Source organism: Emticicia oligotrophica DSM 17448 (assembly GCF_000263195.1).
In the GTDB taxonomy this organism is placed as follows: Bacteria; Bacteroidota; Bacteroidia; order Cytophagales; family Spirosomataceae; genus Emticicia; species Emticicia oligotrophica.
Map to the genome: position 1 here is coordinate 1 of NC_018743.1, position 12,890 is coordinate 12,890.

The 12,890-nt window shown below is 37.7% G+C and carries 6 protein-coding genes and 1 pseudogene; all 7 read left to right on the plus strand.

Annotated elements, in window-relative coordinates; all coding sequences use genetic code 11:
- Positions 1 to 158 precede the first annotated feature (158 nt).
- The 7 genes and pseudogenes from EMTOL_RS21155 to EMTOL_RS21190 all read left to right on the plus strand — a co-directional run bounded on the left by EMTOL_RS21155 (position 159) and on the right by EMTOL_RS21190 (position 12,808).
- On the plus strand, positions 159 to 3,212 hold the full coding sequence (locus EMTOL_RS21155) for a ligand-binding sensor domain-containing protein (RefSeq protein ID WP_015026350.1): 3,054 nt from the start codon (positions 159 to 161) through the stop codon (positions 3,210 to 3,212).
- Positions 3,213 to 3,327: 115 nt separating this feature from the next.
- Positions 3,328 to 6,105: a family 16 glycosylhydrolase gene (locus EMTOL_RS22060; protein ID WP_015026351.1), complete on the plus strand. Its 2,778-nt coding sequence runs from the start codon at positions 3,328 to 3,330 to the stop codon at positions 6,103 to 6,105.
- A gap of 90 nt (positions 6,106 to 6,195) precedes the next feature.
- Positions 6,196 to 6,549, plus strand: coding sequence for a LytR/AlgR family response regulator transcription factor (locus EMTOL_RS21165; RefSeq protein WP_015026352.1), 354 nt, complete (start codon positions 6,196 to 6,198; stop codon positions 6,547 to 6,549).
- 149 nt (positions 6,550 to 6,698) lie between these two features.
- Positions 6,699 to 10,126, plus strand: a pseudogene (locus tag EMTOL_RS22680) (1,3-beta-D-glucan phosphorylase, GH149 family).
- 40 nt (positions 10,127 to 10,166) lie between these two features.
- Positions 10,167 to 11,594 (plus strand): MFS transporter, encoded by a 1,428-nt coding sequence (locus EMTOL_RS21180; protein WP_015026353.1) that lies wholly within the window; start codon positions 10,167 to 10,169, stop codon positions 11,592 to 11,594.
- 456 nt (positions 11,595 to 12,050) lie between these two features.
- Entirely contained in the window at positions 12,051 to 12,581 is a 531-nt protein-coding gene (locus tag EMTOL_RS21185) for a hypothetical protein (protein WP_015026354.1), read from the plus strand.
- On the plus strand, positions 12,581 to 12,808 hold the full coding sequence (locus EMTOL_RS21190) for a hypothetical protein (RefSeq protein WP_015026355.1): 228 nt from the start codon (positions 12,581 to 12,583) through the stop codon (positions 12,806 to 12,808). The genes EMTOL_RS21185 and EMTOL_RS21190 overlap by 1 nt, the downstream gene beginning before the upstream one ends.
- Positions 12,809 to 12,890 lie beyond the last annotated feature (82 nt).

Genomic DNA, 12,890 nt, shown 5'->3' on the forward strand with positions numbered 1-12,890 from the left:
AAGGGCTAAAAAATGAGATATTTGTGGAATCTGACACCTAAAACTCAAATTAAAGCCCAATGACAGAGCTAATTAATTGAAAATGGCGGCAGTCTTTGCTCATTTTGCAGGAAGAACCACTATTGCAAGACAATACAAAAGACTTTGACCTATAAGTTATGATTTCACGTCCTACCAACCCTTTGAATTTGAAAAAGATTTTATTCGTTTTCTTATGCTTATGTTTTTATAAAGCTTATTCAAAAGCTGACTTGATACACTTCGAACATCTAACGATTACCGAAGGCTTGCCTCACAACACCGTTTTTTGCTTGATGCAAGATAAACACGGGTTTATATGGGCAGGTACAAAAGATGGATTGGTTCGTTATGATGGCTATGAATGTAGAGTTTTTCGGCAATCCGAGAACGATACCAACTATTTTCAAGGCAAGAGCATACATGCAATTTTAGAAGATTCAAAGGGTAATCTGTGGGTAGGAACGCAAACAAACGGGATTAATTTTAGAGATACAAAAACGGGTATTTTTCGAAACCTTCAAGACAACCCATTGTTTAAACCAATTTCAAAAAAATGGATAAATTGTTTTTTTGAAGATAAAAAAGGCAAAATTTGGATAGGGACGATTGGAGCAGGTTTATGGTGTTTCGACCCAAAATCAAATCGGATGAGGCATTTTGACCGTGCTAATTCTCAACTCAAAGATAATAATATCTCAAATATCTCTCAAGACGAAAATGGTCGTGTCTGGGTAGCTGCGAGCGGAAACGGCATTTATTTTTTTGACAATAAAGAAAATATCCTTAGCCAAATTCATGCTACCGAAGCAGAAGATACAGATTTTGCCAGTTTCAGAAAAGTTTTTTTCCCAGATAAAAAGGGAAGCTTATGGGTAGCAACTGAAGGTTCAGGATTATACCAAGTCAATCTTTTAACGCTCAAAACTCGACGTTTTTCAATAAAAAATGGACTGACTTCTAACAATATCATGAGTATCGCCCAAAATAAACGTGGTGAACTCTTGTTGGCAACTGATGGTGGGGGATTGAATGTTTTTAATCCGCAGACAACTAATATTTATTCGGTTCGATACGGAAAAAAACAAGGAAATCTCAATTCTGATGCCCTTTTTAGCGTGCTGATTGACCACGACGAAAATGTTTGGATTGGTTCATTTAATGGTGGAGTCAACATCTCGAAAGCTCACAAAACTCATTTTGAATCGTTTACACAAACTGGTACTAAAGCAGGAGAATTGAGCCACCGCTCGGTTTTAAGTATCTGTGGAAGTAAAAGCGGACAAATCTATATCGGTACCGACGGTGGAGGATTAAATCTGTTCAATAAAAATACCAAGACTTTTTCGCTCATTCAGAATCAACCCACAGGATATGGAAGTGTGGTAAAAACCATTTTTGAGGATTCTCAGAAAAATATTTGGTTAGGCTATTTCGAGAATGGATTGAGCATTTTTGACCCAAAATCTCGCCGATTTAAGCATTTTAGGTATAACCCAAACGACCAAAAGAGTATTGGAGAAAACAATGTGTGGTCGATAACCGAAGATCGAAGTCATCATATTTGGGTCGGCACTTTGGGAGGTGGTTTGGCTCGACTCGATAATTTAGAAAAAGGACAATTTAGGCGTTTTAATTTTCAAGCAAACAATTCATCGAGCCTTTCGAGCAATGATATTATGGTGGTTTTTGCTGATAAAAACGACCAAATTTGGGTTGGAACAGATACCGAAGGATTGAACCTCTTTGATAATAAAACTGAAAAATTCACCCGATTTCGGCACCAAAAAGGTAACAATAAAAGCCTTTCGGCAAATGATGTTCGGTGTATTTTCCAAGATTCAAAAGGGCGTTTGTGGATTGGTACCGAGAGTGGCGGACTAAATCTATGGCTCGGTAAAGGAAATTTTGAACATTTTACAACTAAAAACGGGCTTATTTCAAACGCCATTATGAATATTTTAGAAGATAAAGATGGCTTCTTGTGGCTCAGTACGTTTAAGGGCGTTAGTAGGTTTTCGGTTGATACCAAGCAATGTCTCAATTATGATTTCAATAAAAACTCCTATTTTAATGCTAATCAGTTCAATCAAGCCTCGGGGATTAAAGACCAAAGTGGTACTATTTTATTTGGTGGAATCAACGGTTTGACACTTATCAAACCCGAAGAAATTAGATTTTTAGAGAAAAAACCTCGCTTGGTTTTTACAGATTTCAAAATCTTCAATCAGTCTGTTCCTATCGGAAAACTACCGAATGAACGTACTATTTTAGAAAAAAACCTCGAAGAAGTTTCTGAAATCAATCTATCTTATGATGATAATGTTTTTTCGTTTGAAATTGCGGCTTTAGATTTTACCGACCCACCCAAAAATCAATATACCTACAAAATGGATGGTTTTGATGAAAATTGGCGTGTAACAAACGGCGAACAAAGACTTATAACTTATACTAATCTCGAACCCAAAACTTATACTTTTCGTGTTAAGGGAAGCAACAATAATGGTGTTTGGAGCGAAGAAAAGACAATAAAGCTAACGATTGACCCACCATTTTGGCAGACTTGGTGGTTTAAGACTATTATTTTGTTTGTGTTATTGGGTTTGGCGTGGCTTGCTTTACACATCTATACAACTCGCCGAGAAATGGTTTTGCGACAAAAAGTTTTGGAATACGACCATTCGATTTTGTCGTTGAAAAATGAAAATCTGGTTTCTGAAAGGAAAATCCTACAACTACAAAAAGAGATGTTGGCCAGCGAAATCGAGACAAAAAATTCAGAACTCGTATCGAAAGCCATTCAAATGGCTCATAAAAAAGAGATTCTCGAAGACCTCAAAGAGCAAATAGACGACATTAAAAATGCAAAAGATGCCGACAAAGGTAAACTCTTGAGTAATTTAAAATCGGCTTTGGCAACAGAGATTGAAGATGAAAATAGTTGGAACCAATTTCTTTTTTACTTCGATCAAATAAACCAAAACTTTACAACCGAACTCCTCAAAAGGCATCCGTCACTAACTCAGAATGATTTACGAATGTGTGCCTTGACTCGCCTTAATATGAGCAATAAAGAAAAAGCTGTTCTTTTAAACATCACTGTTACGGGTGTTGAAAAAAGTCGTTATCGTCTAAAAAAACGCCTAAATCTTAATCCTGACGATGATTTAGTAGAGTACCTCCGAAAATTTTAATAGATGTCCAGTATTTGTCCAAGTGGTTTTTTGGTAATAAATTAAGAATAAATTGAAATTTGCTAATACAACACAGAGTCATTTACAAGTTAGCAACTTCAATTTAAAATAATTTATGAAACCACCAAAACCGCTATTACATTTAGTACTCTACACTGCTTTCTTTAGTATTTTCTTCGTTCGGTCTTTTGCACAGACATGCCCCACATTGGTATGGCAAGACGAATTTTCAGGAACGTCCATTGACCCAGCAAAATGGAATGTCGTTATCGGCGATGGTTGCCCCAGTCTTTGTGGTTGGGGAAACAACGAACTTCAATCGTATCAAGCAGCTAATGTTGTTGTAAGTGATGGTACCTTAAAAATCACTGCAAGAAAAGAAACTGTTGGAGGGCGTAATTATACTTCAGGTAGGTTAGATACCAAAGATTTATTCTCACATGGTTATGGTAGATTTGAAGCCAGAATGAAACTCCCTAATGCCAAAGGGCTATGGCCAGCGTTTTGGATGTTATCACAGACTGAACCTTATGGCACTTGGCCTAAAAGTGGAGAAATTGACGTCATGGAGTTTGTTCCAGTAACCAGCACCAAACAAACCTTAGGCTATATTCATTATGGAGATTTTTGGCCTAATAATAAAAGTACAGGAAAAGTTTACACAATGCCTATCGACCTTTCGACTGATTTTCATGTTTGGGCAGTAGAATGGGAGGCTAATGTAATTAGATGGTATATTGATGGTGTTCTGTTTTCGACTAAGACCAACACAGACATTAGCCCTTCTGCTTGGCCATTTGACCACCCATTCTATATGTTATTAAACATGGCTGTGGGCGGAAACTTAGGTGGTGCCGTTACGGATAGTATGCTACCCGCCACGATGGAAGTGGATTATGTGAGAGTTTATACTGGAACTAAGCCTTCATTGTCTGGAGAAAATTCTGTTGCGAATGCAGCTCAAGGCATAGTATATACAGTAAACAATATGCCATCAGGGACAACGGTCAATTGGACTGTTCCGAGCGGTGCAACAATCGTAAGTGGACAAGGTACAAATAGCATCACTGTCAATTTTGGAACTACTAATGGAGATGTGGTAGCAAGTTATTTAGATGCTTGTACTAATTCAACCGTAAATCTAACATTACCAGTAGGAATACAAGCGGCATACACCAAAGATTTTTCTTTTGAGAATTTTGATGCAGCTGCTTTGATTACTCAAACAACGCCTACTACTGGTACATTTACCGATAATTTTGCCAATCCGTTGCCATCAAGTACGGTTAATAACAGTGCTTTGGTAGGTAAATATGTAAGAAATGCTGGCGAGCAATACGATGTGCTGTATTATAATTTCAATACTCCTCTGAGTGCATCTGCCTATAAATCAGGAGCTAAAAGATTCTATATGGATGTCTATACAACTGCACCTGTTGGAACTGTCATAACATTGCAATTAGAAACATCGGCAGCTACGGCAATAAATTATCCAACGGGTAGATATGCGAGGTTCACCGCTACTACGACTTCTAATACAGGTTGGCAAAGATTAGCATTTGATTTCCTTGATTCGCCAGATGCAGGTGCAGCTTCTACTGCAACCAAAATGGTCTTCTTGTTTAATGCAAATTCATATACGAACGATACATATTATTTCGATAATTTCGATAGTTATAATAATTCGACAGTAGCAACCGAGCCTTTAACCGCAGCACCAACGCCAACACCATTGCCAGCCAACGTAATTTCATTGTTTAGCAATGCCTATACCAACGTTGCTGTCGATACATGGTCGGCTGTGTGGGATGTAGCCGATGTTACAGATGTACAAGTTGCAGGCAATGCCACCAAAAAATACACAAATCTAACTTATGCAGGAGTAGAGTTTACAAGCCCTACGGTAAATGCTACAACGATGGAGCGTTTCCACATGGATGTTTGGTCGTTGGATGCTGCTACTTTCAATGTTAAATTAGTTGATTTTGGAGCAAATGGAGTTTATGGTGGCGGCGATGATACCGAACACGAACTTTCGTTTTCGCCAACGCTCGCGGGGTGGTTTTCGATAGATGTACCATTGAGCAATTTTACAGGTATGACTTCAAGGGCTCATGTTGCTCAATTAATAATTGTAGGACCAGGTGGCGGAAAAACTGTTTGGGTAGATAACGTTTATTTCTACAAATTACCACCAACCGAGCCTCTAACTGCTGCTCCTACACCAACCAAATCGGCTCCAAATGTAATTTCGTTATTTAGCAATCCCTATACCAACGTTGCTGTTGATACATGGTCGGCTGTGTGGGATGTAGCCGATGTTACAGATGTACAAGTTGCAGGCAATGCCACCAAAAAATATACAAATCTAACTTATGCAGGAATAGAGTTTACAAGCCCTACGGTAAATGCTACAACGATGGAAAGTTTCCACATGGATGTTTGGTCGTTGGATGCTGCTACTTTCAATGTTAAATTAGTAGATTTTGGAGCAAACGGAGTTTACGGTGGCGGCGATGATACCGAACATGAGCTTTCGTTTACCCCTACACTTAATGAGTGGTTTTCGATAGATGTACCATTGAGCAGTTTCACAGGGATGACTTCAAGGGCTCATGTTGCTCAATTAATAATTGTAGGACCCGGTGGCGGAAAAACTGTTTGGGTAGATAACGTTTACTTCTATAAAACTTGCCAAGCCAACGGTACTCTCAATGACAATCCTGTTGTATCGGGTACGTATTTATTCTCAAGTACCATTACGTCTCAAGGTAAAATCAATGCTGGTTCAAATGTGACCTTTAGTGCAGGAAACTCGGTTACGCTTAATCCAGGATTCCAAGCAAATAGTAGTAGTGTGTTTTCTGCTCAAATTGGTGGTTGTACCAATTAATACTGGTTTTTTTGAATACATTTCTCAATTTTTTAATTGGTCGAGTGGTCTTCTCTTGGCAATTCGACCAATCAAAGAAATCCTTTAAATATGAATACTGACAGAAATACAACTAAAGTTTCAATAGGGGGCAGGCTAACAGTTTGCCCGAATGATGTAATTATGTTACAAGCAAATATAAATTACTCAATGGTCTATTTGGCAGATGGTAAACAATTATTGGTTGCCACAACGCTCAAAAAACTGGAAGAACGATTCAGTGATTTTGCATTTGTACGAATGAATAAGACGTATATGATAAATACTGATTATATAATCGAAGTAAATGAAAACTCATTAAAACTTTCAAATTCTTTGACTATTACTTTTTCGAGAAGAAAAGGTAAAAAATGGAAAGAATATATGGCAGATAAGACATCAATTATACAAAAAAATGTATCATAAAAATTACGAAAAATACACCTATAGAAGACTTACCCTATGATAAACAAAATTCACCCATTTCTATATTCCACAGTCTAAAAATTGCAGTGCCGAACTGCCCTTATTTTTTAGTGTAATAGGAAGTAGCACAAAACAAAAGTTTAATAAAAATGAACAAACCAGCCATAGAAAAAAAATCTGAACTTGCATTTGAAGAGTTAGTAAACGAAACGTTTCTCAAAATCTCAAATCATGATGTCCTCCGTCCATTCTTTATGAGTATATTGAGCGACTCAGACCATTGGATGTTTATTTCGAGTAATGGCGGACTAACGGCAGGACGTAAAAACGCCGAGTTTGCCTTATTTCCATATTATACAGATGATAAAATTACTGAATTAGCCGAAATAACAGGTAGCAAAACGATTCTTAGGGTTCGGCATGAAAATGATGTGCTGGTTTGGGAACCTTTCTCAATTAGAAACCAAGCTAACCTTGCCATTGAAAGAAATATCTATAAGAGTGTAATCAACAACAAGCTCGTTTTTGAAGAAAAGCTCCTTGATTTCAACCTTGTTTTTAGGTATTGTTGGGCAAATAGCAGTCGATTTGGCTTTGTAAAAACCACAACAATTACCAATAACAGCGAGAAAAATTTGACTATTGAAGTGCTTGACGGTATCCAAAATATACTACCTTATGGCGTAGGAAGCGATTTGCAACGAGCCAGTAGTAACTTGGTAGATGCCTATAAAAGAAATGAACTTGAACCCACCACAAATTTGGGCATTTTTGCTCTAAGTGCTATTATTGTTGATAAGGCAGAGCCAAGCGAGGCACTAAAAGCCAACGTGGTATGGTCGGTTGGGGTTGTGAATCCTACTTACCTTTTGTCATCACTACAATTAGATAAATTCCGAAAAGGTTTAAGTATAAACCAAGAATTTGATATTAAAGGTGAAAAAGGGGCATATTTCGTTCATCAAACGCTTGTTATTGAAGCGAAAAATGCTCATTCATGGAAAATAATTGCCGATGTAAATAAAAACCATAGTCAATTAATTGAGCTAATATCGGAGCTAAAATCAGCTCAAAATATTGCCGAACAAATTGAGGAAGACATCCACATCGGCACGCAAAACCTTGAAAAATTAGTCAGTTTAGCAGATGGTTTGCAGCTTACCAACGATAAACTTCAAGATTGTAGAAGCTACTCCAACGTACTCTTCAACATCATGCGAGGCGGTATTTTTGATAATAATTATGAAATTCAGAAAAACGATTTCGTGAAGTATATTCAAAAAGCCAATAAAGAAGTATTCGTTCAGTATAAAGATGTTTTGAACAATCTACCAACGACTATCAGCTATACCGAACTACAACTACAACTTTTGCAGAGCAATCAACCCGATTTGATTCGGTTGGGGTGGAGTATTTGCCGCTCAAATTTAGCCGCCGACACGGCGACCCAAGCCGCCCATGGAATAAGTTTTCTATCAATATCAAAGACGAGACTGGCGGAACGGTCTTAGATTATCAAGGAAACTGGCGTGATATTTTCCAAAACTGGGAGGCTCTTGCCTACGCTTATCCGCATTTTATTGACGGAATGTTGCATAAATTCTTGAATGCCTCAACTTTTGATGGCTATAATCCTTATCGAGTTACAAAAGATGGCTTCGATTGGGAGACCATCGAACCCGACGACCCATGGTCATACATTGGTTATTGGGGCGACCACCAGATTATTTATTTACTCAAATTCCTCGAATTTATCAATAAATTCAGCCCTAACAAATTACAATCTTATTTTGATAAAGATTGGTTTGTTTATGCGGCGGTGCCGTATATCATCAAGCCATATAACGAAATTGTAAAGAACCCAAAAGATACCATTATTTTTGATAGAAAGTGGGATGAAAAAGTACGTGAAAACATGGCTGCTCATGGAAGCGATGGGGCATTGTTGCAGACCACCAACGGAGGTATTTATCACGTAAATCTAATAGAAAAACTTTTGGCTACACTCCTTTCCAAGTTGTCAAACTTTATCCCACAAGGAGGAATATGGCTCAATACACAACGCCCCGAGTGGAACGATGCCAACAATGCGTTAGTAGGGAATGGGGTATCTATGGTTACGCTTTATTATATCCGAAGGTTTCTCGTTTTCTTCGACCAGACCCTGCAAAAAATCAGCGAATCTGAGTTTCTGATATCAAGTGAACTACATCAATTATTCGATAACATCAATAGCATATTTGAAGCAAACCGTACTTTATTACAAGTCACTATTACCGATTCTGATAGAAAAATAATGGTAGATGAGTTGGGCAAAGCTGCTTCTGATTACCGAACCCAAATTTATAAAGTTGGTTTTGAAGATAAAAAAACGGATGTTTCGGCTCTACAGTTACGCCAATTCATTGATAGTAGCCTTGCGTTTATCGACCATAGTATTGAGCATAACCAACGGCAAGATGGAATGTATCATTCATACAACATTATGACCTATACCGAAACAGGTATCGGTATTTCGTATCTCGACGAAATGTTAGAAGGGCAAGTAGCGGTTTTATCATCGGGGTATCTGAACGAAACCCAAGCTCTTGAAGTGCTTGATGCCATGAAAAAAAGTGCACTTTTCAGACCCGACCAATACAGTTATATTCTGTATCCGAATAAAAATCTGCCTGGTTTTCTTAGCAAAAACACCATTCCCGAACACTACGCTTCTGCATCGAAATCTATTCAGCAATGGGTAAAAGAACATAATACATCCATCGTCGAAAAAGACGTTGCAGGGCAGTATCATTTCAATGGCAATTTCAAAAATGCGAATGATTTGCGAGTCGCTCTGAAAAAACAGGCGTTTGATTTAGACGAATCAGAAGAAAAATTGTTGTTTGAAGCATTCGAGGCAGTTTTTAATCATAAAACTTTTACGGGGCGTTCGGGTACGTTTTTTGGTTACGAAGGGCTGGGTTCTATTTATTGGCACATGGTTTCTAAACTATTGCTCGCCGTGCAAGAGTGTATTGTACAAGCCGTAGAAAAGCATGGCGACCGACAAGTGATTAACCGCCTAATTGACCATTATTTTGAAATAAAAGCGGGTATTGGGGTGCATAAATCGCCCGAATTATACGGGGCATTTCCAACTGACCCTTACTCGCATACGCCACAACACCGAGGGGCTCAACAACCCGGCATGACTGGGCAAGTAAAAGAAGATGTTATTTCACGACTAACAGAATTAGGCGTAAGCATTAAAGACGGAAAGCTACGTTTTGAACCAATATTGCTCCGAAAAGCAGAGTTTTTAATGCATCCAGCAGAAGTAACGTATTATTCAAAAGATGCTGAACCATCCTCTCTCGCTCTTCAAGCCAATCAGTTATTTTTTACCTATTGCCATGTGCCAATTATTTATCAATTAGGCGATTCGACCGACATACGCATCGAAACCATCGAACAGGAAACCCTACATTTTGAAGGAAATACGCTTGATGAGCAATGGAGTAAAACCGTATTTGAGCGAAACGGAAAAATTAAATTGATTACCGTTACGCTGCCAGATGGCCAACTATTAACCTAACAGATAATCGAAACTTTAACCTATCTCTTTCTCAAAAACTATGGAAAAAATCATTCAATCAGAAAAAAAACAAGTTACCATGACCGAGAAAATTGCTTTTGGGCTTGGAATGTTAGCCAATCAGCTTTTTCCGGCTGCTTTAGGTATTTTTATGGTCATTTTAGTGCAAAATCTCGGTTTCCCCGGCTGGATGTGGGGTATATTATTTTTTATTCCTCGTTTCTTCGATGCTCTCATTGACCCCATCATGGGTTTCATAACTGACAATACACGCTCAAAATGGGGTAGAAGAAAGCACTATGTTTTTGTTGGGGCTATTATTTTAGGTATTTCTTTTATCGCTATGTGGCAGCTTCACCGAGAAAATAGCCTTACTTTCAACTTTGTTTATTTTCTAATTTGGTCGTTTTTATTTTATTTGGGGCTAACAATATTCAGTGTGCCGTATGTGGCGATGGGCTACGAAATGAGCGATAATTTTGATGAACGAACTGAAATTATGGCAATAGCCCAATGGATAGGGCAGTGGGCTTGGGTCATTGCTCCGTGGTTTTGGGTAGTGATGTACGACCCCACGTGGTTTCCGAACCCCGACACAGCCACCCGTAGTTTGGCAATTTGGGTAGGTATAGCCTGTACAATTCTTGCCATTATTCCTGCGGTTTTTATTAAATCAGATTCTACGCTTAACGATACCAACTTACAGCCCGTAACATGGGGCGGAATGAAACACTCGCTCATCGAAATCCTAAGCAGTTTCAAACAAGCCTTTGGCTATCAGGAGTTTCGTAAGATTTGCGTTGCAACGTTCTTCATTTTTAATTCATTCAATACAGTTTCGAGTTTTTCGTTCTTCATCATTGTCTATTATTTGTTCAATGGCAGTACCACAGATGCAGGTATCTGGCCGACTCTCTTTGGCTGTGTCGGGGCGTTGGCTACTATTGTGGTCGTTATTCCAATTGTAGCAAAGTTATCGGCAAAGTATGGAAAAAAGACAACATTCATTATCTCGCAAGCTATTTCGTTGGTTGGTTATATACTTCTTTGGTTTTTGTTTGTACCGGGCAAGCCCTACTTATTTTTGTTTGCACTCCCTTTGTTTTCGTTTGGAATCGGAAGTCTCTTTACAATCATGATGTCGATGACTGCCGATATTTGTGATTTAGACGAACTCCATTCGGGCAAACGCCGTGAGGGGGTTTTCGGAGCGATTTATTGGTGGATGGTAAAAGTAGGTTTTGCAGTGGCGGGTATGCTTAGTGGTATTATTCTAACTTATGTAGGCTTCGATTCTCAGCTAACAACTCAGCCAGAAGGTGCTCTAGATGGCTTGCGTTTCTTTTTTTCTGCTATCCCTATTTTTGGAACAACGGTGGCAATCATCATGATGTATAATTATGATTTGTCTAAGGAAAAAGCTGAGAGTATCAGAGCGAAGATAAAAGCGAATAAAGAGATAGTTTGAACGTTTCCGATTAAGCCTATTTTAAAGGTTTTCTAATTTGATTAGAAAGCCTTTTTTATATGGATACAACAAAAATATATGTATAGATTAGTTAACCGTCTTTTTTTAAGAGAACCGTTAAATAAATACAAATTAAATTGTCACTATTTTTTTAATTTGGAGTCTAAACTCAAAATTAGATAGAAGATTATTTTAGAAGGGAATTAAGTAAATAATTAAATGGAGATTTATTGGTTTTTTACAAAATCATCTCACTTACTTTCTAATATAAAAAGCTGAAATACCTAAAAAGTACGACATCAAAAATCAAATGTATTGTTTGAATAGTACTAAAAAATACAAAAAGTACTACCGCCGCGGCGAACCGTAAAACTTTCGCATATTTGAGAGTTGGTGGCTATTTTAAGATACAACTTACAAGGACAAACAATTTCAAACCAATAACCATTTTATTATATGGCTTTACGAGTAGTAAATGGGGCTATTTCTTGGGAGGGAGCAACACTTCAAATTAGAAATATAGCTGATATTCGAAAATTTGAAAAAAGATATGTCCGAGATATCCCACTTCCTCACTCAGAGGAAAGTATATCCCAATTAGGAAAAATCGTATTATTTACTGGATTAGCATATCTGTTTCACTTTTTTATTAGTTGGGAATGGAGTTGGTATATCCATCTAATATGTTTGGCAATTACTATCGGAGGTGGTTACTTACTTATTAAATTTAAAGGTGAAAACAGTGAGGCACCGACACAAGAGGTAAAATACGGATACTTTATTTGCATTGAAAAAAATTCAGGCTCAAAAGAATATTTCGGAAGCGACAACGAACATTTTATTAGACAATTATATGACAATGTAAGTCTTGTTATGCACGACAATAGGGCGGGTACTAATATCAGTTTAAATATTGACAATATTAATCATTTTGAGAATATTGAGGGTTCAACACTTTACAATAACAGTTTTAACGAATCAAAATAATGGCTAATTTTTCAAATATTAAAGGTTCTAAAATAATCAATGAATCTTTTAACAAGACAAGTGAAGTGCCTAAGAAAGTAGAAGACGAAAAACCTTCTTCTTCTGATAATCCGCCCAAAGACAAATCTAAAAGTGATACTTGGGAGAAAGCCAAGACTGTTGCGACAATTCTTGCATTTATTACTGCGGTTATTGGGGTGATTACAAAAATCATGGACATTTGGTAAGTCTTGACTATTGACACTTAAAAGACAAAAACAGCCACCAACATAGGTTTGTGGCAAGTGGGGGCTGACGGAAGTAATTCAA